19 protein-coding genes, 1 pseudogene and 1 riboswitch are annotated in these 25866 nt (G+C 42.1%); of the genes and pseudogenes, 12 read left to right on the forward strand and 8 right to left on the reverse strand.

Annotated features, from left to right (window positions below; translation table 11 throughout):
- Positions 1 to 96: 96 nt before the first annotated feature.
- From lpxK to DXZ23_RS09015, 3 genes are all read right to left on the reverse strand, one after another.
- The gene (gene lpxK, locus DXZ23_RS09005; RefSeq protein WP_017805721.1) at positions 97 to 1107 is read right to left on the reverse strand and encodes a tetraacyldisaccharide 4'-kinase; all 1011 of its coding nucleotides are present in this window, start codon (positions 1105 to 1107) and stop codon (positions 97 to 99) included.
- Between the two features lie 15 nt (positions 1108 to 1122).
- Complete coding sequence (gene msbA / locus DXZ23_RS09010; protein ID WP_017805722.1) at positions 1123 to 2871, reverse strand: lipid A ABC transporter ATP-binding protein/permease MsbA; 1749 nt, start codon at positions 2869 to 2871, stop codon at positions 1123 to 1125.
- Positions 2872 to 3089: 218 nt separating this feature from the next.
- Positions 3090 to 5549, reverse strand: coding sequence for a DNA internalization-related competence protein ComEC/Rec2 (locus DXZ23_RS09015; protein ID WP_026138485.1), 2460 nt, complete (start codon positions 5547 to 5549; stop codon positions 3090 to 3092).
- Between the two features lie 183 nt (positions 5550 to 5732).
- Positions 5733 to 5830: riboswitch (TPP riboswitch) on the forward strand.
- Positions 5831 to 6038: 208 nt separating this feature from the next.
- On the opposite strand from DXZ23_RS09015, the gene thiM reads away from it, so the two are divergent.
- From thiM to DXZ23_RS09035, 4 genes are read left to right on the forward strand one after another with little or no spacing between them, the layout of a single operon-like run.
- Complete coding sequence (thiM, locus tag DXZ23_RS09020) at positions 6039 to 6842, forward strand: hydroxyethylthiazole kinase (RefSeq protein WP_017805725.1); 804 nt, start codon at positions 6039 to 6041, stop codon at positions 6840 to 6842.
- Positions 6843 to 6853: 11 nt separating this feature from the next.
- Positions 6854 to 7672, forward strand: coding sequence for a bifunctional hydroxymethylpyrimidine kinase/phosphomethylpyrimidine kinase (thiD, locus tag DXZ23_RS09025; RefSeq protein ID WP_017805726.1), 819 nt, complete (start codon positions 6854 to 6856; stop codon positions 7670 to 7672).
- The gene (gene thiE, locus DXZ23_RS09030; RefSeq protein ID WP_035695893.1) at positions 7665 to 8327 is read left to right on the forward strand and encodes a thiamine phosphate synthase; all 663 of its coding nucleotides are present in this window, start codon (positions 7665 to 7667) and stop codon (positions 8325 to 8327) included. Before thiD ends, thiE begins: the two co-directional genes overlap by 8 nt.
- Positions 8328 to 9548, forward strand: a complete 1221-nt coding sequence (locus DXZ23_RS09035; protein ID WP_017805728.1) for an NRAMP family divalent metal transporter — start codon at positions 8328 to 8330, stop codon at positions 9546 to 9548.
- A gap of 109 nt (positions 9549 to 9657) precedes the next feature.
- Here DXZ23_RS09035 and DXZ23_RS09040 read toward each other — a convergent pair.
- The 4 genes and pseudogenes from DXZ23_RS09040 to DXZ23_RS09055 all read right to left on the reverse strand — a co-directional run.
- Positions 9658 to 10353 (reverse strand): annotated as a pseudogene (locus DXZ23_RS09040) (autotransporter outer membrane beta-barrel domain-containing protein); the annotation flags it as partial.
- Positions 10354 to 10397: 44 nt separating this feature from the next.
- Positions 10398 to 13526, reverse strand: a complete 3129-nt coding sequence (locus DXZ23_RS09045) for a S6 family peptidase (RefSeq protein ID WP_026138486.1) — start codon at positions 13524 to 13526, stop codon at positions 10398 to 10400.
- An 80-nt stretch (positions 13527 to 13606) separates the two neighbouring features.
- The gene (gene radA, locus DXZ23_RS09050) at positions 13607 to 14980 is read right to left on the reverse strand and encodes a DNA repair protein RadA (RefSeq protein WP_017805730.1); all 1374 of its coding nucleotides are present in this window, start codon (positions 14978 to 14980) and stop codon (positions 13607 to 13609) included.
- Positions 14973 to 16064 carry a CYTH domain-containing protein gene (locus DXZ23_RS09055; RefSeq protein ID WP_017805731.1) on the reverse strand — a complete coding sequence of 364 codons (1092 nt, stop codon included), beginning with the start codon at positions 16062 to 16064 and terminating at the stop codon, positions 14973 to 14975. The genes radA and DXZ23_RS09055 overlap by 8 nt, the downstream gene beginning before the upstream one ends.
- Before the next feature lie 156 nt (positions 16065 to 16220).
- Between DXZ23_RS09055 and DXZ23_RS09060 the strand changes: the two genes are divergently transcribed.
- The 5 genes from DXZ23_RS09060 to DXZ23_RS09080 all read left to right on the forward strand — a co-directional run bounded on the left by DXZ23_RS09060 (position 16221) and on the right by DXZ23_RS09080 (position 21474).
- A complete protein-coding gene (locus DXZ23_RS09060; protein WP_017805732.1) occupies positions 16221 to 16901 on the forward strand; it encodes a TIGR00153 family protein in 681 nt (226 codons plus the stop codon).
- Positions 16902 to 16930: 29 nt separating this feature from the next.
- On the forward strand, positions 16931 to 18193 hold the full coding sequence (locus DXZ23_RS09065) for an inorganic phosphate transporter (RefSeq protein ID WP_017805733.1): 1263 nt from the start codon (positions 16931 to 16933) through the stop codon (positions 18191 to 18193).
- Positions 18194 to 18262: 69 nt separating this feature from the next.
- Positions 18263 to 18961, forward strand: a complete 699-nt coding sequence (gene can, locus DXZ23_RS09070; protein WP_017805734.1) for a carbonate dehydratase — start codon at positions 18263 to 18265, stop codon at positions 18959 to 18961.
- A 54-nt stretch (positions 18962 to 19015) separates the two neighbouring features.
- Entirely contained in the window at positions 19016 to 20113 is a 1098-nt protein-coding gene (gene purK, locus DXZ23_RS09075; protein ID WP_021724432.1) for a 5-(carboxyamino)imidazole ribonucleotide synthase, read from the forward strand.
- Between the two features lie 170 nt (positions 20114 to 20283).
- Complete coding sequence (locus tag DXZ23_RS09080) at positions 20284 to 21474, forward strand: amino acid aminotransferase (RefSeq protein WP_017805736.1); 1191 nt, start codon at positions 20284 to 20286, stop codon at positions 21472 to 21474.
- A 115-nt stretch (positions 21475 to 21589) separates the two neighbouring features.
- On the opposite strand, the gene rpsO is transcribed toward DXZ23_RS09080, so the two are convergent.
- Positions 21590 to 21859, reverse strand: a complete 270-nt coding sequence (rpsO, locus tag DXZ23_RS09085) for a 30S ribosomal protein S15 (RefSeq protein ID WP_017805737.1) — start codon at positions 21857 to 21859, stop codon at positions 21590 to 21592.
- A 173-nt stretch (positions 21860 to 22032) separates the two neighbouring features.
- On the opposite strand from rpsO, the gene DXZ23_RS09090 reads away from it, so the two are divergent.
- The 3 genes from DXZ23_RS09090 (at position 22033) to DXZ23_RS09100 (ending at position 25776) form a co-directional block, all read left to right on the forward strand.
- Positions 22033 to 23127: a sugar diacid recognition domain-containing protein gene (locus DXZ23_RS09090; protein ID WP_017805738.1), complete on the forward strand. Its 1095-nt coding sequence runs from the start codon at positions 22033 to 22035 to the stop codon at positions 23125 to 23127.
- A 123-nt stretch (positions 23128 to 23250) separates the two neighbouring features.
- Entirely contained in the window at positions 23251 to 24627 is a 1377-nt protein-coding gene (locus DXZ23_RS09095; protein WP_017805739.1) for a GntP family permease, read from the forward strand.
- A 12-nt stretch (positions 24628 to 24639) separates the two neighbouring features.
- A complete protein-coding gene (locus DXZ23_RS09100) occupies positions 24640 to 25776 on the forward strand; it encodes a glycerate kinase (RefSeq protein WP_021724430.1) in 1137 nt (378 codons plus the stop codon).
- Positions 25777 to 25866: the final 90 nt, after the last annotated feature.

Consider the following 25866-nt stretch of genomic DNA (forward strand, 5'->3'; position numbering starts at 1 on the left):
GCGGTCTGTTTTTCTTGCGTTTTTTACGCATTACCGCCGTTTAAATTTAAAATAAGGCGAGGCTTTAATGCGAAATAACGCCATATTATTTTGAGATCAAAGGGCGATATTTTGCTGATTTTCTTTTATTCGCTGTATTAAATCTGCGATAAACCCTTGGCTCTCATCAGAAGCAATCTCCGCGTCCACTGGCACATACCACCAATTAGGTTGCGCGAAAACTTGGCATTTCACTGCGTCTTTTTCCGTCATAAAGAGCGGTCGGTTTTTATCGAATTTTTCAAATAGATCCAATGTGTAGGCTTGGTGATCCTGAAAAGCGTGGCTCTCTGCCACCACAATATTTAACCCTTGCAACATTGTAAAAAATCGTTGTGGATTGCCAATTCCTGCCACGGCGGTGATCCTTTGCTGTGCAAAATCTGCCAAAAGACGCGTTTCCCCTGTTTGCAAATGAATGGCATATTTAGGGATTAAGGTCATTACACTTGAGCTAAAAGGCGTTGCCCCACCGTTATTGATGATCCAATCCACTGAATTTAAGCGACTTGGCGGTTCTCGCAATGGGCCTGCGGGCAGAACGCAACCGTTGCCGAACTGGCGTTGTGCGTCAATCACCACAATTTCTTTATCCCGCTGCAATTTATAATGTTGCAAGCCATCATCGCTGATAATGACATCACAAGGGAAATGCTTGAGTAAATGTTCAATCGCCTGCTGACGGTTCGGCGAAATGCACACGGGAGCATTGGTGCGTTTGGCGATCAGCAAGGGTTCATCGCCCGTTTCAATGGGGTTATCTTGCACGGCAACTAAACGCGGGTAATGGGTGGCTTTACTGCCGTAGCCGCGAGAAATCACGCCCACCTTCACCCCTTGTTGCTGTAACTGCTGTACTAGCCAAATCACCACGGGCGTTTTTCCATTACCGCCTACAGACAAATTCCCCACGATCACTACAGGCACAGGGGCTTTATAAGAAGGCAAAATTCCCCGTTGATAAAGGGCTTTCCTCAGCTTTGTGATCAGCCAAAAAAGTAAGGCAAAAGGCGACAATACCCCTTTGAGCAACACCGCTTTTATATCGGATTGATACCAAAAATTCATTATCGCCTCGTTGTGTTAATGGTTAAACTGCATTTGGTATAGCTGTTTATAGGCCCCATTCAATGCCAATAATTCTTGGTGCGAGCCTCGTTCTTTGATTTCACCGTGTTCAATCACCAAAATTTCATCGGCTTTTTCAATGGTGGATAAACGGTGAGCAATAACTAAAACCGTGCGTTCTTTTTGCAATTCTTCCAGTGCGGCTTGAATGGCTCGCTCTGATTCCGTATCCAACGCCGAGGTTGCTTCATCTAAAATTAGCACAGGGGAATTGCGTAACAAGGCACGGGCAATGGCTAAACGCTGGCGTTGTCCGCCCGATAAACTCGCCCCGTTTTCCCCGATCACGGTATCCAGCCCTTGATCTAATTTTTCAATAAATTCCATTGCGTGAGCGGCTTTAGCCGCTTTAATGATGTCCTCACGGCTGTATTTATCCGCTGCGGCATAGGCAATATTATTGGCAATGGTGTCATTAAATAAATGCACCTGTTGCGACACCACCGCACAATTTTCACGCAAGTTATTTAGGCGATAATCCTGAATATTTACGCCGTCTAAGGTAATTTCGCCTTGCTGAATATCATAAAAACGGGTAACGAGATTAGCAATGGTAGATTTCCCAGATCCAGAACGCCCCACCAATGCCACTGTTTTGCCTTGCGGAATGTCAAAAGAAATATGATTTAACGCGGGGTGTTCTCTGCCTTGATAGCTGAACGTAACCTCTTTGAAAGAAATATTTCCTTTGGCTTTTTCCACTTCATACGTGCCGTTATCCTTTTCTGTTTCCATATCTAAAATGGAAAACAAGGTTTGACAGGCTGCCATTCCGCGTTGAAATTGTGCATTCACATTGGTGAGCGATTTCAACGGTCGCATCATCGCCAACATTGAAGAAAACACCACCGTGAACGAGCCTGCGGTTAAATTTTGGCTCATAATTTCAGGCACCGTGGCTAAATACAGCACCGCCGATAAAGCAAATGAAGCGATAATTTGCACCACAGGATCAGAAATGGCATCAGCCACCATCACTTTCATTCCCTTGCGACGCATATCGTTACTCACTTTATTAAAGCGTTCTTCTTCCAATTTTTGCCCGCCAAAAGACAACACAACACGATGCCCTTTCAACATTTGTTCTGCGGCGGAGGTGAGTTCGCCCATTGAATTTTGCATATTTTTGCCTAATTCACGGAATTTTTTCGACACCATACGAATCAGCACCGCGATAATTGGTCCAATGATAAATAGCACGAGGGAAAGTTGCCAGCTGGTATAAATCATCACCCCAAGCAAAGAAATAATGTATGCCCCCTCACGCACAATGGTAACCAATGAGCCAGAAGAAGAATTTGCCACTTGTTCGCTATCGTAGGTGATGCGAGAAAGCAATTTTCCTGCTGAGTTTTGATCAAAAAACGGCACGGGCATATACATTAAATGGCGGAATAAACGGCGGCGAATAGTCATCACCACTTTGCCTGAAACCCAGCCTAAGCAATAGGTTGAAACAAAACTGGTTACGCCACGCACCATTATCAGCAACACCACGATAATAGACATCATTCGTAAAAAGCCCACATCGGCTTTGCCAAAACCATCATCGAGCAAAGGTTTAAGCATTTGAATTAATGCTGCGTCCGCCAATGCATTGAAAACCAATGTAGCGGCGGCGGCAATCAACCCCGCTTTGAAAGGGGCGATAATCGGCCATAAACGTTTGAAGGTTTGTAGCGTAGTTAAATCTTTATCTTGCATAATTGAAGTTATTTAAATTAAAAAAACCTCGCCATTCTACCCTTATTTTTCCTACAAGCCAATTATCATCATTTGATTTAACCTTGCGAAGCACGACAACGCGTTACCTCATTTCCCCTATTTCAATGAAAAATAGAGCAAGACAACAATCCAAATCGTACTTTGATACAGAATAACGTCCTGTGATTTGAAATCAAACCACGGTAACACTTGCACGGCTACAATAATTCCCGATACCAAGGGGAAAACGTTCCCCGTGCGGTGTCAATGCTGATATTTTCAGGCGGTGGTTTCTTGGCTGAAAAAGAAAGGCGAATTTGTCCAAAATCTGCCGTATTTAACACCGCACTTTGCTGTGCTTGCAAACGTGCTAACACCGCATAATGCGGGAAATGCCAAGGGTTTCCCCGTCCACTAGAAATCAACGCAATGCTAGGTTGCAAGGTTTTCACCAATGCCTCGCTGGTAGAGGTTTTGCTGCCGTGATGTCCGACCTGTAACACGTCAATTTTCCCTGCCTTGTAAATAAACTGTGGTTCAATTTGGCTTTCCGCGTCGCCTGTGAGCAACACTTTATGCCGTCCATCATCGATCAACAGCACGCAAGAATCATTATTTTCCGCTCGTTTCACCACCTTTTGCGGCGAGAGGGCTGAAATCTGCAACCCTTGCCACTGCCATTGCGTTCCCGCGAAACAAAAAGTGCGGTGCGTTTTTCGCTCGATTTTTTCCGATGACGTAATGAGCATCGCATTGGGATAAGCCCGCAACACCGCTTCAGCCCCACCTGCGTGGTCATTATCGTCGTGGCTTAAAATAAGGTAATCCAGCACAATGCCCTGCCGCCTTAAATAAGGCAAAATTTCTAGCTCCGCCATACTTCCCCCACGCCAGGCTGCGCCCGTATCATATAAAATGCCACGCTGATTTTTTACCAATAATGTTGCCAAGCCCTGCCCCACATCAAGGGTTTCAAGCCGCCAATCGGGTTGCCGAAAATGGGTTACCAACAAATTTCCGCCATTGACGAGAAAAATAAGCACCAGTACAACACCTAGCTTTTTTAAGCATAATACTGAGGGGATTTTGTCAGGGTTTAACCTCCATTTCCATTTTGCCAAAGTGCGATCCTGAATGAACGGAATGGATTTTTGCCTATTTAGCGAGTGATTTTTCTGTACCTGCCATAAGCCAAAAACATAGCTCAGCCCCAATGCACACAGCCCAAGCCCGATCCATTGCGATTGCGTTTGGGAAAGATCGATCCATTGATGTTGCCAATTTGACAGAAAAACGGTGATCTTTTCTGCCAATTCATTTGCTCCTTGCCAAGAAGAAAATGTGCCGTTACTGAGTACCGCAAATAGCACGAGCGGAACAAAAAAAAAGCTGAACAACGGTACAGCAAAAACATTCGCGATCATTCCCGCTAAAGAAAAACCGTGAAAAAAGTAAAGCTGAACGGGGGTAAACACTAGCAATAAGCCCAGTTGCAAATGCAACAATGCCACGCCCCAGCGTAGTATGAGCTTACCGATTATTGCCCCTAAAGAGAACGGGCGATCCTGCCTGACTAAATCAGTTCGTGGCTGAAACAAATCCAACGGCACATATTGATACCATAAAATCAAACTTGCTACCGCCCCTACTGATAGCCAAAAACTCACCGATAGCACCATTAACGGCTGGCAGAAAATCAGCACTGCTACCACCCGCTGAAAATATTGCCAAGGGGTGTGATAAAAACGCAACCCTCGCACTAAACACACCAGTCCCAATGCCACCAACGCCCGCAGGGTGGGAATAGAAAATCCCGCTAAATAGGCATAAATCAACGCGATTATTGCCCCAATAAAAAGCGGAAACATCGGCGTGATCCAATAGGTCGGCAAGCAAAATTGTATCCCTCGAGCAATGCCAACGCCAAGCAACATTGCCAAGCCAATATGTAGCCCTGAAATAGCGATAAGATGAGCGGTATTGGTTTTTTGGTAGATTTGCCAATGAGTTGGCTGCAACCACGCCCGTTCACCAAACCCTAACGCCAGCAATAGCCCTTGCATTGAGAGGGCTTGAGTGTGCTGAAATGCGGTTTGTAACCTTGCTTCCCGCCAAGAAAAATCCTCCGAAATTTTGACCGCACTTTTCACCCTTGCATAGGCGGTAATCCCCTTTGAAAAATACCATTTTTGCCGATCAAATCCCCCCTCATTTAGCCGACTAGACAATGGACGTAGGGATAATTCCGCTCGCCAACGCTGTCCGACTGCCACTTTTTCCGCCCTTTGCCATTGCATATAAAGGCGTTGTTCAGGCAGGGTTTCATCAAGCTGAGCGGTGGCGATAAAGGTTTGATAATCTTGCTGATGTAGTACTTCGACAATGCGAATTTCCCGCTCAATGCGTTTTTCAAGCCCCTCAACGGCGTGAGCCTGCTGTAAGAGCTGCTGTGCCTGATAATGAAAATCCGCAAGGCATAGCACAAATATCGCACCATAGGCGAAAAATTTCGCTATCCCTTGATGCTTAACCCAATAGGCAACGCCACAGCCCACCACCGCAATCCCCGCCAGCCACGCACTTTGCTTTGGCTCAAGCAAAAAAGATTGCGGCACAAAAAGCAAGGTTAAGCCCGCGGCGATCACAAGCCATAACAGGGTATCGAGCCTCAAGCCAATGTTCATCGCGTTCAGCCATTTCCACTTTGACATAAAAACACTATGAAAAAAGCACTGCACTTTGACAAGGTGGCGATTTCATTTTTGCGATCTAGCTCGCAAAATTAAAAAATACTTGGCAAATTTGCGAGAAATTGTGTGTGTATTCATTGTATTCATTGCCATTTCTTTGTAGAATAAGGGAGTTAATAGTCGGGGTGCTACTTAAAAAAGTGGCTGAGATGATACCCGTTGAACCTGATCCAGTTAGCACTGACGTAGGAAACTAATGATGAAAACAAGCCTAAATTTATACCGCACTTTATTTCTCTCTTTTTTATTTTTCGCCATTTCGTATTTGTCTTTCACCGTTGTTCAATAACGCAAAGGGGGACGTGTTTATTTTCACTACGTTTCACATAATGCGATCACCTTGTCGCCTTGTTGTGCAAGCAACGGTGCGTCGTGCTACCCTATTTTTATTTCAAATCATCTTCGCAGGAGAACAAAATGGACTTTAATTTAATCGCAAAAATTCGTAAACAGAACCCACTTATCCATAACATCACCAATATTGTGGTCGCCAATTATGTGGCAAATGGCTTGCTCGCACTGGGGGCTTCGCCGATTATGGCAGACGCGGAAGAAGAAATGGCAGACTTGGCTAAATTTAGCTCCGTTCTAGTCATTAATATTGGCACGCTGGATTCTTACAAAGTGAAAGCGATGCTAGCTGCGGGGAAAGCGGCGAACCAAGCAGGCATTCCCGTGGTGTTAGATCCCGTTGGCGTAGGGGCAACCACCTATCGTAAAGCGGTGGTGGCTCAACTGCTTTCGCACATTAAATTCACTGCCATTCGTGGCAACGCGGGGGAAATCGCCCAACTGGCTGGCATTCATTGGTCGGCGAAAGGGGTTGATGCGGGGCAAGGTGAAAGCGATGTGGCAGAGATCGCCAAAGTTGCCGCTCAACAATATCAATGCGTTGTGGCAGTGAGCGGTGAAGTAGATTATCTTAGCGATGGAAAACAGCTCGCTACCATTCACAACGGCACGGCAATGTTCCCGAAAATTACGGGATCAGGCTGTTTGCTTGGGGCGGTGATTGGGGCGTTCTTAGCGGTTCAGCCTGATCAACCATTTAATGCTACCGTGCAAGCTTGTACTGCCTATGCGGTGGCGGGAGAATTGGCAGCCGAGCCATTAGGAGCGAAAAAATATGGTCAATTTTATACCGCACTTTTAGATCAGCTTGGTGAGCTTGAAGATCAGCAAGTGGCTCAATATGCCAAGGTTTATTACACGGATATTTAGGAGGAGGCACAATGACGAAAATAGCCCAAGCCCTGACGATTGCGGGGTCTGACAGTGGTGGCGGAGCGGGCATTCAAGCGGATCTGAAAACCTTTCAAATGCAAAAGGTGTTTGGAATGAGCGTGATCACCGCCGTTACCGCACAAAATACCCTTGGCGTAACCGATATTCACCTCGTGCCAACACAGAGTATTCAAGCCCAGTTGCAAGCCATCGTGGCGGATTTTTCCCCTAATGCGGTGAAAATTGGAATGCTTGGCACGGCAGAAATTATCACGACCGTAGCGACCTTTCTAAAACAGCATTCATTGCCTAATGTGGTGATCGATCCTGTGATGATCGCCAAAGGTGGGGCGAGCTTGTTGGAACAATCTGCCATTCAAGCAATGCGAGAGCGACTCTTGCCACTCGCTGATGTGCTTACCCCAAATTTGCCTGAAGCGGAAGCCTTAACAGGGCTGAAAGCGGAGGATTCAGCCAGCCTGCAACGCATTGCCGAAACCCTACAAAAAATGGGGGCAAAAACCGTGATCATTAAAGGCGGCCATCAGCAAAATTCGCAAAGTGCGGTGTGTAAAGATGTGATTTTTACCCCAACTTACGCTTTTGAGCTGGAAAGCCCTCGCTTCAACACGCCACACACGCACGGCACGGGTTGCACCTTTTCCGCCTGTTTAACAGCAGAACTTGCCAAAGGGCAATCGCTAGAGCAAGCCTGCAAAACGGCGAAAGCCTTTATCACCAGTGCGATTACGCACCCATTACATATCGGACAGGGCCACGGCCCAACCAACCATTGGGCATATTCACAGGAGCAACAAAATGGATAAATCAATTTTACGTTGTTATTTAGTGGCAGGCACGCAAGATTGCCGCCATTTTCCCACTTATGCAAGCAATCCGCAACAGGCATTATTAACCCGTTTAGAACAAGCCTTACAAGCAGGCATTACCTGTTATCAATTTCGTGAGAAAGGGCAATTTTCCCTGCAAGATCCGCAACAAATTGAGCAATTAGCCCGCCAATGCCAAGCCTTGTGCCAACAATATAACGTGCCATTTATTATGAATAACGATGTGGCATTAGCGGAAAAATTAAACGCCGATGGCATTCACGTTGGGCAAAAAGACACCGCTGTAGAGCAATTAGCCCAGCGACTTCAAGGCGAAATGTTAATCGGCTTATCGGTAAACACCTTAGCACAAGCACAACGCCATAATGATTTTAACGGCGTGGATTATTATGGGTGCGGTCCAATTTTCCCGACCTTTTCTAAAGCAGACGCTTCCCCCGATGTTGGCATTGATTTCGTGCATTACCTACGCCAACAGGGAATAAACAAGCCATTAGTCGCTATTGGCGGCATTAAAACCGAACACGTTGCCCCATTATTACAAGCTGGTGCAGACGGTATGGCGGTGATTTCGACAATTATGCAATCAAAAAATCTCATCTCAACAGTACAAAAAATTTTAGGAGAATAAATGATCGCCAAATTTCCTTCATTACGCCGTTTAGGTCCTGGAATGATTATGGCGTGTTCCTGTGTGGGCGGCTCTCATATTATCGCCTCCACACAAGCGGGGGCATATTATGGTTATCAATTAGCGGTACTGATCGTGTTAGTCAATATACTAAAATATCCATTCTTTCGTTTTGCCTTTGATTATAGTGCGACACAAAATAAAAGTGTGTTGCAAGGCTATGCGGAAAAAGGCAAAAGCTATTTATTGCTTTTTCTCTGTTTTAATCTATTTGCCACAGTGGTGAATATTGCTGGTGGAACGCTTTTATCCGCTGTGTTGCTCGCAATGTTACTGCCTTTTAAGATGGATCTTAACTGGCTCAATATTATTGTTCTGCTCAGTTTCTTGGTCATTTTATTTTATCGCCAATATCAGCGATTAGATAAGGTATCGAAAAGCATTATGCTACTGCTTTCGGTGATTACTACCGTTGCGTTATTTCTTGCTTTAAACAAATCGCCAACGGTTATAGATAGCAAGTTTGTTGCTCCCAATGCTTGGAGTTTCTCAGCCATTCCTTTTTTGATTGCCTTAATGGGCTGGATGCCAGCACCAATGGAACTGAGTATTGCCAGTTCATTATGGGTGGTACAAAAAAATCGGCAAGATCCTAACTATCAGAAAAATCATAGCGTTGATTTCAATACTGGTTATATCACAACCATTATTCTCGCATTAATGTTTATGGCATTAGGAGCATCAGTGCAATATGGACAATCTCTTGCCCCTTTAAGTGGGGGAAAATTTATTCATCAATTTGTTGAAATGTATGCAATTAGTATTGGTGAATGGACACGCTGGTTTATCGCCTTAATAGCTTTTATTTGTATTTATGGCACAACTATTGTTGCTGTTGATGGCTATTCGCGTTGCAACTTACAAAGCGTTCAATTACTTTATTCAGGAGCAAACGCCGATGTCAATAATGAAAAAGGCTTACGCTATTTTATGCTATTTGCTTGCTTGGTTAGCTTTATCATTATTCAATTTTTTAGTAGCTCCATAGGAAAAATGATCCCCTTTGCGATGACAGCCTCTTTTATCTCTGCTCCGATTTTTGCTTGGCTCAATCTAAGCTTAGCCCGCCAACTCGTCCCAAAATCTAGCTTATTATTCCTCGCAAGGCTTGGTTTGGTCTATTTACTGGTGATGATTATAGTGTATTTTTGGGCTACATAATATATTGTCATATGAATGTAGAACACACCGTAAATGCTCAATCATATTTTAAAATTAAACATATAAATAACCCCATAACAAATTATGGGGTTATAAATGACTGAGGATATTAAAAAATATAACCTACATTTAGGCTAAGTTCTTTGGCACTAGAAGACTCACGCCCCCTTTCATAGGTCAATGCAGTTCTTACATACCATAGCCCCAAATTCATATTTAGCCCAGCTTGATATTGAATACTACGGTTAAATTGTTGCTGTAATCCGTTATTATTCACCAACACTGCATTATTAAATACTTTACGGTTTGCATCAAAATAATCAACTGCAATACTTGGTGTAATGAAAAATTCATTCCACAACCAAGTTTTCGATAATTCCGCTCCCATCTGGTAATTAACTAAATTTAAAGACCTAGTGCGAATTTCAGCTCCCTTCAATTCATAATTCACCGAACTCAAATGGTGATAATGTAATCCCGCAATAGTTTTGAGATCTACATACCCTAAAGCCCATTTTTTACCTATCACCGACCCTACACTAACGATATTACGTTTAAAATTAGCCGTTTTGTCGTCTAACGTAATAGTGTTATTTGAACGACCATAGCCCAGATCTAAGGCTACAAATAATCCTTGTGTATTTTGCACTGTTGCATAAACGGTCGCTTGTGAATAGACTGTCTTACCCCTTGCGTTTTCATACTCAATATTTGATCGCGTTTGTGATACCACACCACCAAGACGAATTCCCTGCTCATTCATTGCACTTTCTGCACCCAACTCTGTATAAGTGCTGCGTTGCTCATAAGCACGGTAATTATCCGATTGATAATTCGCTTTCTGTACATCTAAATTCGTCCATACTTGGGCTTGCTCCCCCTTTCTTGAAGATAATGTTGATTTAAACGCTGATCATTTTTTAATGCCACATTCACTTGAGCCGAAAGCTCCGACAATGCTGTGTTTGATATACGGCTAATTAACTCAGATTGCGTTAAATTTGCTGCCTCAGCCTTTTTACGCTCTTCTTCTTGACGTTTCGCCTCTTCCGCTGCTTTACGTTCTTCTTCCTCAATTTCTTTTTCTACAATAGGGTTATATAGACGAAATGTCCCCCCATCCTGAATCAAGCTATAACGGTAAGTACCAATATCCGCATAATTATTTTGCAATGTTACAGCAAAATTATCAGCAGATGAATTGGTCGTCATTAATGTTAAACGTGCTTTACTACGCTGCGGTTCAGTACCAATATCATCAACAATTAGTAAATGATCTCCTGATGCCTCTCCATTAACAATCACTTTATCACTACCTAATGACGAAAATTGAGTGCGGTAATAAAATTTACCATTTCCACTTAAATCACCATCAACTGTTAAGGTATTTAATTGTTTATCATTCTGACTAAGTGTGATTTGTGAATTCTGGTCTAAATTTAAATTTCCTACTGTACTATCGCCCGTTAATGTCCAATGCGATTCAGGAGATAGCGATGTCCGACTCGAATGTTCTCCTTGAATTGAACCAACAAAATCTGTTTTCCCTAAGTTTAACTGACTTTGTTGCGTTAAAGTAATATCCCCTGTTAATGCCATTCTTGGAATCGTTGCCAAAGTCTTTTCATTATAACTTGGGGAATCACAACTGACACTTCCTGTATAATCAGAACGTAAACAAACTTTTTGTCCCGATTGATATCCCAAATTCAATACTGCATTATCCGTAGCTTGGATATTTCCATCTAGGGAAGAAACATTTCGCCCCACAGTGAGTGTAGAATTATTGGCAACAGAAATATTTTTCGCTGAGAAATCACGATTAATCCAATCATCTTCAAAAATCACCTCACGATTATTCAACACATCACGAGCGTGCGGGGTTGGTATGCCTTCTAAGATAACCTTTCCACCTTTGATAGAAAGGTCACCATTAAGATTCATTCCGCCAGATAATAAGAGTACCGAATCATCTCGTGCTGGCTGGTAGTTCACATTAAGCACACCGTTTGGTTTATCCGCTGATTTTTCTCCTAAATATCCACTAAATGCTGTAAACAATAGTTGCTGATTTTTGCGTTCTAAAATCGTTTCTATTGCACTAGCACGATCACTGCCTAAATATTCCCAACTATCTGAACTAGCTTGGTTTGTAGGGTAATAACTTCCTGCTTTGTCACCTGATTTTAAAGCGAAATAATCCTTTCGCCCGCTTATAGCATATTCATAAATGTCAGAGCCAGCTTTTCCCCAATTTCCCCAAGTTAAATCTTGTTCGGAAACCGTCACACCTGTTAAGGTTAAATTCGATGATTTATCCGTGCGATGATTAACAACTGTTGCACCATCATCAGAATGCTGGATACGTTTAAAGCTGAGATCGTTACCATTTAAATCTAAACGTCCGCCACGAAAACCAAAATACAATTTATTCGGATCAATTTGATCCGCACTTTGTAAAATCAAGGTCGGACGCCCACTTACCACACCAACCTGATTAAATGCCTGTTTTCGACCTTGCTCATCTTCCTGCTGATCTAAAATGACAGTTCCATCACCGATACTAATATCTCCTAGGTTATTTCCCACACCTTGAACCAATAAAGTTCCTGTCCCTAACTTTGAAAGACGATCGCCTTCAGGATTAGCTATTTTCCAAGTTACTGTTTTATCCTTAGCAACCAAAACGCCACCACCTAACCACGTTTGGTTCGTTTCAGGCTTCACAGTAAAATTTGTATTGAAATAGAGTGCTCCAGCTCCCGCATTAATGTTGTCTTTAACTAATAACCCCCCCCCATCTACACCATCAAAAATCACACTTTTCCCATAATCTAATGATGGACGTTCTTTATCTGTATCTTGTGATTTTAAAGATTCATTTCTTAAAGGCACAGCCAATGCGGTGCTTTCTCCCGCTTTAATACTACTGGTTTCAGGGTGAAGAGCATCAACACTCCATTCCCAAACTTGATTTTGTTGCGTATTCTGAATAGTCCCCGCCTTGGCTCTTTCTTGTATAGCATTAACATAAGAAGGGCGTGACAATGACCAAATGTTCCCATAACCATAATCAGATTTTAGAACACCTACAATCACCCACTTTTTCTTTTGAGCATCATACCCCAGTAATGCAGAACCACTATCACCACTTCGTCCATAACTTACCATTGGCCCATAAATAGAACCAAATAAGGTTATTGGCTTATCCGTGATCCGTTTCCCTTCTGGCGTGATCGTTCCATTTGCCACAACATTAGTCGCATTAGCTTCACTCATTGTGTGAGTGACACCACCTATAACATACCTATATGCACTACTCAAACTGATCGTTTTGCTATTATCTTCCGCACTTTCTTGAACCTCTTGTTTTCCTGAACCCACTCGTATATAAAGAGGAAAACGCGTTAAATCCGTCAAAATTTTTGTATTTTCTTTTCCATTTGGCGTTAATACATCGGTCAGTTCTGCGGGAGCTACCTCCGTTACCATTTTATGTAAACGAGGGATATGATAATCTTTATCTTGCGGGTTTGAATAAGTGACCCCATCCCATTCATCGGGAAAATTGTTTCGATTAACCAAAAGGTAAGAAAAATGGTGAGAATCTGGGTTTGTATCTTCTCCACCAAATAAAACTTGAGAATATCCGACATTATGCCGAACACTAGTTATAAAGGAAGGATCGATTAAATTGGCAAATGCCCCATTCTTATTTGCTGTTTTGAGATCAGGCATAGGAATATTATCTTTCAACATAATGCCTACATCTTGACCGTTTTTGTCAAAAATATGAATGTTTGTCGCACCGATTGAAAAGAGACCTTTATTTTCACCAAAATCACGAAAATATTGGTAATCAACATCTCCCCTTACTCGAGATGCCTCCGCGTTCAACGCCACAATAGCTAAACTAATGCCTAATTTAATTGGATTAGAAAAAGATTTAAATAAAAGATTAGATTTCTTAAAGTTCATTGAATTTTAATTAGTTATAAGCAATCCTGTATTATAACTAATTAAATCGCAAAACACCCCCACCTAGAAAGAGGTATATTCTATATGTTATCTAAAATATTTAACGCATCAATCAATTTTTTCACGGTGAAAACTTGCATATTTTTCACCGCACTTTTCGGTTTATTGGCAAACGGGACGATAGCACGGGTGAAGCCGTGTTTGGCTGCTTCAGAAATTCGTTCTTGTCCGCTTGGTACGGGGCGGATTTCCCCCGCTAGCCCCACTTCGCCAAACACCACCAGATCTTTTGGTAATGGACGATTTCGGAAGCTAGAAATCAATGCCAGTAATAAGGCCAAGTCTGCACTGGTTTCACTCACTTTTACGCCACCTACCACATTGACAAACACGTCTTGATCAGACATTTGCAAGCCACCGTGACGATGTAGCACCGCTAATAATAAAGCCAAACGATTTTGTTCCAATCCCACTGCGACCCGTCTTGGATTGGCGAGCATTGAGTGATCTACCAAGGCTTGAATTTCCACCAACAGCGGGCGTGTTCCCTCCCATAGCACCATTACGGAACTTCCCGCGGTGTCTTCTTCCCCACGGCTTAAGAATATGGCGGAAGGATTTTTCACTTCGCGCAAGCCTTGCTCTGTCATCGCAAATACGCCAAGTTCATTGACCGCGCCAAAGCGATTTTTGTGGCTACGTAAGGTGCGAAAACGGCTATCCGCCTCCCCTTCTAATAATAGCGAGCAGTCAATGGCGTGTTCCAACACCTTAGGTCCTGCCAGCGTGCCGTCTTTGGTCACGTGTCCCACCATAATAATGGCGACTTGGCGAGTTTTCGCATAACGGGTCAGAAAAGAGGCACATTCCCGCACTTGGGAAACGCTCCCTGGTGAAGATTGAATATCCGCAAGGTGCATCACTTGAATGGAATCCACCACGATGATTTGCGGTTTAAGCTGATCGGCCAAATGGCAAATTTGCTCTACGGAGGTTTCTGAAAGCATATTTAAACGATCAGTTGGCAAGCCAAGACGATTGGCACGCATTGCCACCTGTTGTAAGGACTCTTCCCCCGTAACATAAAGTGCGGTCATATTTTGAGCCAAACCACACATCACTTGCAATAACAGGGTACTTTTCCCCGCCCCAGGGTGTCCGCCGATCAAAATCGCACTGCCCGGCACGATCCCCCCGCCTAGTACACGATCAAGCTCATAAAACCCACTGTGAAAACGTGGCACGTCTTGCAAACTGATGTCGGCGAGGGTTTGAATTTTCGCCTGCGTTTCCCCCGCATAACCGCTAAAACGATCAGCGCGGCTTGATTTAGCAGGGGCAAGACGTACTTCCGTAATCGTATTCCAAGATTTACAGGCGTTACACTGCCCTTGCCAGCGGACATATTCCGCACCGCAATCACTACATACATAGGCGGTTTTCGCTTTAGCCATTTTGTTCCTCCTCATTATTGAAATAAGTCAGTGAAAGCAAATCGAGCATTCGGTACAGATAAAAAACCGATTGCAATAAAGTGAATAATTCTGCGATTACTTGGGCGTTATTTTTGCTTTCACTGTGCAAGGTGATCAAGGCTTTACATTCCGCTAAACATTGCTGACTGCTTGCCACCAAATTCAGCCAATGCCCCTTTAATTCCTCGCTCAGCCCTTGTTGATTAAAGGCATTTTCTAGGGCTTGGGCGTTTTCAGTATAAAAATGATAAAGATTGAAAAACGCCCCGATACGTTCCACCGTGCGTAAAAAATCCTCAGTGAAATAGGCTTGCCCTAAGGCGAAGGTTTCCTCAATTAAGGCTTGCTCAAGATGAAAAAGTGCGGTCAGTTTTTGCGTGAATTTTTCTGTGCCTTGGGCAAAATCCAGAAAATCCCGCCATTTGTCCAGCCAATTTTGTGCTTTAACAAGGCGGTTTTCTGCAAGCTGATAACCACGTTGGGCTTTACTCACCGCACTCAGGCGTATTCCATTATCTAACGGCAAAGCTCGCACAAAAGCAAGCAAATCAGTCACCTCGCCTTGCTTTAATTCAAACTCTACCTCGTGGATTTCCGCTTGTTTCTCCCCAGCGAGGATTCTGCCTTGATCAATCGCCACTTCAATTAGAGTGGAAACAGGGGAAAGTGCGGTATGAATTTGCAGAGTTTTTCGTGCGAAATCCGTCGCAAAAATGGGCTGTAATTGCAAGGCTTTCCACGCAGGATCGAGGTGATATTTTTCCACTAACAATGCCAAATCAGGCGTTTCATTGGCTAATGACACATTATATTCAGGGCGAATATGCAAGCCCCCCATTGTGCGTCCTTCCGTTTTTAAAGTGAGGGTAAATTGTTGATTTTCTTTACGAACTCGCAATCCCATTTTGTTCTGAGCAAAAAATCTATCCGCAGTATCATAATAAGTATTGCCGAGAAAAAGCGTGTTTTGCTCTTGCACATTGCTTTGTGATAATAATGCTTTTTCCACAGACGCCATCGCGGAATGGGCGATTAATAGTTTTAATTCAATTTCTGTACTCATTTTGAGTATTCCTTCTAAACATCAGCAAATTTTTTTCATATTATCTAATAATTTTCTTGTTTTTTCGATCAAATATAGTGTATTTTTACGCCGCATAGGTTAAGCCTAGCCATATGCACAAAAAATTATCAACCTAACCCCTAGAAGGAGTTATCTATGGCAGTAAATAATATCTTAGGATTATTTGCTCATTCCCCTTTAAAACCATTGGCTCGTCATTCAGCAAAAGTTACTGATTGTTGTAAATATCTCATTCCTTTCTTTGAATACACCTTTCAAGGTGATTGGGAAAATGCAGAGAAATTACGCCAAAAAATTTCTGAAACAGAACGTCAAGCCGACAGCTTAAAACGAGAAATTCGTTTAAAATTACCTCGTGGGCTGTTTATGCCAATTGAACGCACGGATTTATTAGAATTGGTTACCCAACAAGATAAGTTAGCAAATTATGCCAAAGATATTGCGGGTAGAATGGTAGGGCGTCAATGCTCTTTCCCAAGCAAAATGCAAGAAGATTTTATGAAATATGTCGCTCGCAGTATTGACGCGGCAGAGCAAGCCCATTTGGTGATCGATGAAATGGATGGCTTGCTTGAAACAGGGTTTAAAGGTCGTGAAGTCCAATTTGTGAATCGAATGATCCAAACCTTAGATGAAATTGAAGATGATACAGATCAAATGCAAATTAAATTACGCCTAATGTTACGCTCAATGGAAAATGAATTTAACCCAATTGATGCAATGTTTTTATACAAAATCCTTGAGTGGATTGGCGTGCTTGCAGATCAAGCGCAACGTGTGGGTTCACGCATTGAATTAATGTTGGCTCATTCATAATTGCTACTAATAAACATAGGAAAAAAACTATGGAAATTATTCAACAATATGGCTCTTTATTAGTGATTATCACGGCGGTTTTTGGCTTCTTTATGGCATTTGGCGTTGGTGCGAATGACGTTTCAAATGCAATGGGAACCTCTGTGGGTTCAGGCACAATCACCGCCAAACAAGCAATTATTATTGCAATGATCTTTGAATCAGCTGGAGCTTACCTTGCTGGTGGTGAAGTAGCCGAAACCATTAAAAGTGGTGTAATTAATACCGTTGAATTCGTTTCAAGTCCTGAAATATTAGCACTTGGGATGATGGCATCCTTATTTTCGGCTGGACTTTGGTTATTACTCGCATCAAGAATGGGGTGGCCAGTATCCACAACTCACACAATTATCGGAGCAATTATTGGCTTTGGCTGTATTACAATCGGACCACAAGCAGTTGATTGGGGTGAAGTCAAAAAAATTGTTGGTAGCTGGTTTATTACCCCAGCGATCGCAGGCGTTATCGCTTATGGCATTTTCTTTAGTATTCAAAAACTTATTTTTGATACAAAAAATCCGCTCAACAATGCAAAAAAATATGGTCCTTATTATATCGGCGTAACAATTTTTATCCTTGTTATCGTAACAATGATTAAAGGGTTAAAACACGTTGGGCTACACCTTTCAACCTTTGAGACCACGGTTATTTCTCTTGCTATCAGCGGTGTCGCGGTGATAATCAGCCATTTTTACTTCCGTAGCGAACGGTTTAGTCAAACCGTAAGCACTGGCTCTTTCGGCACTGTGGAAAAAGTATTCAGCATTTTAATGCTACTCACCGCTTGTGCAATGGCATTTGCTCACGGTTCAAATGATGTTGCCAATGCTATCGGGCCACTTTCTGCCGTGGTGTCGATTGTCGATAATCACGGGCAGATCTTAGCGAAATCGCCATTGGCTTGGTGGGTGCTTCCACTTGGTGCTGGCGGAATCGCCTTAGGGCTTGTGGTAATGGGCTATAAAGTTATGGCGACTATTGGTACAGGGATCACCGATCTCACTCCTAGTCGTGGCTTTGCTGCACAATTTGCAACCGCAACTACTGTGGTATTAGCTTCAGGCACGGGCTTACCGATTTCCACCACACAAACCCTTGTGGGTGCGATTTTAGGAATCGGCTTTGCACGCGGTATCGCAGCGTTAAACCTCACGGTAATCCGCAACATTGTCGCATCTTGGGTAATTACATTACCTGCTGGGGCATTCTTTGCCATTATTATTTACTACATACTTCAAAGTATTTTCATCTAACAAAATTAAGTGCGGTAAAATAATACCGCACTTTCTTAACACATTATAAAAAAGACTGAATCCCAATTAATGAAAAAAATTGAACAACTTTTTGCCAATAACTATAGCTGGGCAACACGAATGAAAGAGGAGAATTCCGATTATTTTCGTGAACTTGCCGATCACCAAACCCCAAGCTATTTGTGGATAGGCTGTTCGGATAGCCGTGTTCCAGCTGAGAAGCTCACGAATCTTGGACCAGGTGAGCTTTTTGTACATCGCAATGTGGGTAACCAAGTGATTCACACGGATTTAAATTGTCTTTCTGTAGTGCAATATGCCGTTGATGTACTCGATATTGAACACATTATTATTTGCGGACACACCAACTGCGGTGGGATTAGAGCAGCAATGGCTGAACAAGATTTGGGGCTGATTAATAATTGGCTGTTGCATATTCGCGATATTTGGTTCAAACACAGCCATTTGCTGGGTAAATTGCCGCCTGAAAAGCGTGCGGATATGCTTACGAAATTGAATGTGGCGGAACAAGTTTATAATCTTGGGCGTTGTTCAATTGTACAATCGGCGTGGAAGCGTGGCAAAAAATTGTCGCTACACGGCTGGGTTTATGACGTAAACGATGGTTATTTGATTGATCAAGGGGTGATGGCAACCAGCCGTGAAACCCTTGAAATTTCTTATTTGAGTGCAATTTCACGTTTGTTAAAAGAAAATGACAATGACGTTGCACATTCAGAAAAGTCCGAAGACAATACAGAAAAATAGGTGAAAAAACACACCGCACTTTGATTTTTACACAACATCATCAAGGATTTCACAATGCAAAAAAGTGCTTTATATCCAACGGTTTATGTTTTAGGCAATGGGCAACTTGGGCGAATGCTCCGCTATGCAGGTGCACCTTTAGATATTGAGGTTAAACCTCTTGCGTTCGATACCCCCTTGTTTGAACCAGAAGAAAATAGCCTGATTACCTCTGAAATTGAACGTTGGGAAACCACGCCACTGACTGAAAAACTCGCCACCCATTCGCAATTTATTAATCGTGCTGTTTTTGGTTTAACAGCCGATCGCCTTTCGCAAAAATCCTTACTTGATGAATTAAACCTACCCACTTCACCTTGGTGCGTCGTAGAAAGTGCGGTGCAATGGGAGGACATTTTTCAGCATATTGGTGAGAAGGTGGTCGTCAAACGCCGTACGGGGGGCTATGATGGGCGTGGGCAGTGGATTATCACGCCTGAAAACAAAAACATCATCACCGAAGACTTATTCGGGCAAGTGATCGCAGAAAAATTTATTCCCTTTGACGGTGAAATTTCCTTAGTCGGTGCAAGATTTAAAAACGGAGAAACCCGTTTTTATCCCGTAACCCATAATTTGCAACAAAACGGCATTTTACGTTATAGCGTTGCCGATCCTTCGCTTCCGCAACAATCCCTTTTTCAACAGCAGGCAGAAGCAATGTTGGCAAAAATTATGCACAAGCTGAATTATATCGGCGTGATGGCGATGGAATGTTTTGTTATCGGCGAAAAATTATTGATTAATGAACTTGCCCCTCGCGTGCATAATAGTGGACATTGGACGCAACTTGGCTGTTCCATTAGCCAATTTGAGCTACATTTACGAGCGTTGTTGAATTTGCCAACGCCAGAATTGGTTAGCACAATGCCAGCGGTGATGATTAATCTAATCGGCACGGCACATAATCCACAATGGCTAAATCAACCATTTAGTCAGCTTCATTGGTATGGCAAAGAAGTGCGAGCGGGGCGTAAGGTGGGGCATATCAATGTAGCTCATTGTGATAAAAATCAGCTTTGTGAATTGTTAGATCGCTTTGCTCAAACCTTACCTGAGGATTATCAATCTGGCTTACATTGGACAAAGAAAAAATTGACATCCTCTAATTAATTTGAGGAATTTTTGAAAAATAATCGGCTTTATCAGGTTAAAAGAAGATTCATTTTAATAAATACTTGCGAACTACTCATATTCTCAAGTATAACATTGCAATAGCTGTTTTTTTGTTTCTCAAAAAACGTCTAATTATGTACAACACAACTTCAAGAAGGATATTCACGATGTTTGAAAATATAAATGCAGCACCAGCCGATCCTATTCTAGGATTGGGCGAAGCATTCAAAGCTGATAACCGTTCAAATAAAATTAATTTAGGCATTGGCGTTTATAAAGATGCTAAGGGCAACACGCCAATTATGAAAGCTGTTAAAGCGGCAGAGCAACGTTTGCTTGATGTAGAAACCAGTAAAAATTACCTCGCGATTGATGGCGTGGCTGATTTTAATGCTCGCACTCAAGTTCTACTTTTCGGTGAAAGCTCGCCTATCATTAAAAATCAACGTGCTAAAACCGTACAAAGCCTAGGTGGCACGGGGGCATTACGCATCGCCGCCGAATTTATTAAACGCCAAACCAAAGCACAAAATGTGTGGATTAGCACGCCAACTTGGCCAAATCACAATGCGATTTTTAATGCTGTTGGCATTACCATTCGCGAATATCGCTATTATGACGCTGAACGCAAAGCCTTAGATTGGGACAATCTCATCGCAGATTTAAGTAATGCAGGCGAAGGCGATGTGGTGTTATTACACGGTTGCTGCCATAATCCAACGGGCATTGACCCAACCCCAGAGCAATGGCAGCAACTGGCTGAAATGTCGGCTAAAAACGGCTGGCTACCGCTCTTTGATTTTGCTTATCAAGGCTTTGCCAATGGCTTAGAAGAAGATGCTTTCGGCTTGCGTACTTTTGCGGCAAACCATAAAGAATTACTGGTAGCAAGTTCTTATTCGAAAAATTTCGGGCTTTATAATGAACGCGTTGGAGCATTTACCTTAGTTGCAGAAAATAAAGAGATCGCCGCTACTGCCTTAACCCAAGTAAAATCCATCATTCGTACCCTCTACTCTAATCCAGCTTCGCACGGTGCTTCAACTGTTGCATTAGTCTTGGCAGATCCCGCATTACGAGAAGAATGGACAAACGAATTAACCGAAATGCGTGATCGCATTAAAGCAATGCGTCATCAATTCGTTGAATTGCTAAAAGAGTATGGTGCAAAACAAGATTTCAGCTTCATTGAGGAGCAAAATGGAATGTTCTCATTCAGTGGCTTAACGCCTGAGCAAGTAGATCGTCTAAAAGAAGAATTTGCGATTTATGCGGTTCGTTCAGGGCGGATTAATGTTGCGGGAATTACTGAAGAAAACATTCGTACCTTATGTGAAAGTATTGTAAAAGTGCTTTAAAAAATACCGCACTTTATAAATAAATTAAACCCTGTATTATACAGGGTTTAATTTATTCTCAGCCTACATAAAAAACGCTCAATAAATTGAGCGTTTTCTTGTTCTAATTTGGAAATTAGCGACGTAAACCTAAACGAGCGATTGTTTCGCTGTATTTAGCTAAATCAGTACGTTTTAAGTAGTCTAATAATTTACGACGACGAGAAACCATACGTAATAAACCACGGCGACCGTGATGGTCTTTTTTATGCACTGCGAAGTGTGCTTGTAAGTGGTTGATTTGTGCAGTTAATAATGCAATTTGAACTTCTGATGAACCAGTATCTTTTGCATCACGACCAAATTCAGCAACGATAGCTGCTTTTTTTTCTGTACTTAGAGACATATTAAAATCCTCAATAGTAGGGTTAGTCATACATCAAACGCCGATCTCTAATTCAGCGCCGACAAGGAGCAACAATTGTAGCGATTAAGAGAAAAAATGCAATAAATATCTTAGGCAAATAAGCATTTTAATTATATGATTTAACCAAGTTTGATTTCATTTTCAGGTGGGTTATGGAACTTGATAGCCAAGTTGCACAGAAAATAGTGCAACGAGCAATGCATATTATTCCAAACAGCGTCAATGTAATGGATAAAAATGGGGTGATTATTGCTTCTGGCGATACTTCTCGCTTAAAGCAAAAACATACGGGAGCGGTGATTGCAATTCGAGAAAATCGGGTTGTGGAAGTTGATGAATTTCTTTCGCAAAAATGGAATCAAGAAGCCAAGCCTGGTATCAATATTCCGATTAATTATCTCGGTAATATTTTTGGCGTTGTGGGGGTATCAGGCAAGCCAGAGGAAGTACGTCCTTATGCTGAATTAGTAAAAATGACGGCGGAATTAATTGTTGAACAGCACATTTTAATTGAGCAAGAACGTTGGTCGCATCGCTATAAAGAGGAATTTATTTTACAGTTAGTTAATCATTCACAGCAATATCCCCAGCTTGTTCAACAAGCACATTTTTTCGGTATTGATTTATCCAATAATTATGTGGCAACGCTGATCAATTTGTGCCATTCCAATCAAAATCAATTACAGGAATTAGTCAGCTACTTGCAACAGCAAAATGTGCTTTTTGCCATTCATTCTTTGGATTCCATCTTGATATTATTACCAGCAAGTGAACGTCAAAATAAAACGTTGTTGAAAACTTTTGTGCCAGCACATTGGAATTCTCGCCAATATAAGATTGTGGTAGGCGGTTTTTTAGGTGGAAATGAAAGGTTATCTCTTTCTTATAAAACGGCATTAAGTACGCTAAGTTACGGGTTAAAATTTTTCCCTAAAAAATCAATTTATTTTTTTGAACAATACCAGTTGCCGGTTTTATTAGATGATTTAACCGATTCTTGGCAAGCAAAGGAATTGTTAAAACCCATTAATAAACTTTATGCACAAGATACCCATCAACAATTACGCAAAACCCTGCAACAATATTTTTTATCAAATTGTGATCTCACTCTCACTGCACAAAATTTATTCATTCATAGTAATACGCTGCGTTATCGACTTAACAAAATTGAGCAAATAACTTCTTTGTCTTTCAATAAGATAGATGATTTATTTATATTCTATTTAAGTATATTATTAAAAAAGTAATTTGTTTATTTCTACAAATTATTGTGAATTACCCTCTTATTTTTTGTATTTTTAGATAAAGCATTTTCTCTTAGAGAAAACAATAATGTGATTGCTGATTAATCATATAAAAGGAGAAATAATATGACGGGCATCGCACTCATTATTAGCTTTATCCTTGCTATCCTGATTATGATTTTTATGATAGCGAAATTAAAAGTTCACCCTTTCCTCGCATTAATGAGCATTTCCCTTGCTTTAGCACTTCTTGCGGGCATTCCTCTCACTAAAATTCCAGCAATGGTTGGAGCTGGCTTTAGTGGCACATTTAAGAGCATCGGTATTGTGATTATTTTCGGTGCAATTATTGGTATGGTACTAGAAAAAACAGGTGCAGCCTTAAAATTAGCAGATATGGTTGTTAAACTGGTTGGACAAAAGCGACCAGAGCTAGCTATGCTTATTATGGGCTGGGTTGTTGGTATTCCTGTATTCTGTGATAGTGGTTTTGTTGTATTAAACCCAATTCGTGAAGCGATTCAGAAAAAAATTGCCGCTAACCCCGTTGGTACTGCGGTTGCACTGAGTGCAGGGCTTTATGCCGCTCACGTTTTTATTCCGCCAACACCAGGGCCAATTGCCGTGGCAGGTGGGCTAGGTTTAGAGCATAATTTGTTATTGGTCATTCTTATGGGGATTGTAGTATCTATTCCTGTTTTGATCGCAAGTTATCTTTTTGCCAAATTTATTGGCAAGCGAGTTATTTTGCAAGATGATGCTAATGATGAACTGATTGCTCAAGGTTATGAAGCCTTATTGAAAAAATATGGCACTTTACCTAATGGCTTTTTAAGCCTTGTGCCGATTTTTGTTCCTATCATTTTAATGGCATTAGGTTCAATCACTAAAATTTCAGGTGCAACAGGCGATATTGCCAATTTCATTTTATTCTTAGGCAATCCGATTATTGCCTTAGGTGTTGGGTTAATTTTTGCCATCATTCTTATTTTTCAATGTGGCAAAATGAGTGAGTTTGAAACCTTAACCAACGACACGCTAAAACTCGTTGGCCCAATTCTGTTTATTACTGCGGCTGGTGGCGTATTAGGCAAAGTGATTGTTGAAGCAGGGTTCGTAGAATATATTAAAGAAAATGCGCATATTATTAGTAGTGCGGGTATTTTCTTTCCATTTATTATCTCAGCGATTTTGAAAACCGCACAAGGCAGCTCTACCGTGGCAATGATTACCACCGCGGCAATTATGGGAATGTTCAATGTTGATGATTCTCTAATGAGTGCATTAGGCTTAACCAGTGAAATTGCTGCCGCGCTGACCGTAATGGCGATTGCTGCAGGGGCTATGTGTGTTTCACACGCCAATGATAGTTATTACTGGGTGGTCACAAACTTTAGTAAAATGACACCACAACAAGGCTATCGCACACAAACCACACTCACTTTTATTATGGGAATTGTGGGGATTAGCACAGTTTATATCCTTTCCTTAGTTTTACTTTAATAGGAATTAACAATGAAAATACTCATCGCACCGGATTCATTCAAAGAAAGTTTGACCGCACTTGAAGTGGCGGAGGCGATTGAAATTGGGTTTCGCAAGATTTTTCCGCACGCACAATATTGCAAAATCCCAATGGCTGACGGTGGCGAAGGCACAGTGCAATCTTTGGTGGACGCGACGCAAGGCAAGCTTATCCAATGCACGGTTACCGCCCCTTTGGGCAATAAAATTGACGCATTTTGGGGGCTTTCTGGTGATGGTGAAACTGCATTCATTGAAATGGCAGCGGCTTCAGGGTTGCATCTTGTGCCAATGGAGGTGCGTAATCCATTGAAAACCACCAGTTTTGGCACGGGAGAATTGATTTTGAACGCCTTAAATTATGGGGTGAAAAAAATTATTCTCGGCATTGGTGGGAGTGCAACCAATGATGCTGGCGTGGGAATGTTGCAAGCCTTGGGTGCACGCTTTCTCAATGCTAAAAATCAATCTTTGGGCGATGGTGGCGAACAGTTAATTCACACCGCTCATATTGATTTAAGCCAGCTTGATTCACGTTTAGCACAAGTACAAATTGAAGTGGCTTGTGATGTAAATAATCCATTATGTGGTGAAACTGGGGCATCTGCCGTGTTCGGGCCGCAAAAAGGGGCAACCGTGCAAATGGTGCAACAATTGGATAAAGCACTGTTGCATTTTGCACAGCAAGTTCAACAGCAATTAGGGATTGCCATTGCTCATCAAGCAGGTGCTGGAGCGGCTGGTGGAATGGGCGGCGGTTTGTTGTTATTACCAAAAGTGCGGTTGAAAAAAGGCGTAAATATTGTGTTAGAAACCTTACATTTTAGCACCCAAGTGCAAGATGCCGATTTGGTGATTACCGGCGAAGGCCGAATGGACGGGCAAAGTGCTTACGGAAAAACGCCGATTGGTGTCGCCAAAATCGCCAAGCAATTTGGCAAACCCGTGATTGCTATCGTAGGCTGCCTGCGGGAAGATTATGAAGTGGTGTATGAGCAGGGCATTGATGCGGTCTTTCCGATCATTCGTCAGCTTGATAGTTTGGAAAACACCTTGCGTTCAGGGAAAGAGAATCTGATTTCAACAGCGCAAAATATCGCCAGATTTTCTCAGTTAGCGATGAAATAACAGAATAGTGAAAAGACAAGTGCGGTGGAAAATTTTCAGATTTTTCACCGCACTTTATTTTTGGGCATAAGACACGTTTTTCTACCAACT

Source organism: Avibacterium paragallinarum (assembly GCF_900450705.1).
Classification (GTDB): domain Bacteria; phylum Pseudomonadota; class Gammaproteobacteria; order Enterobacterales; family Pasteurellaceae; genus Avibacterium; species Avibacterium paragallinarum.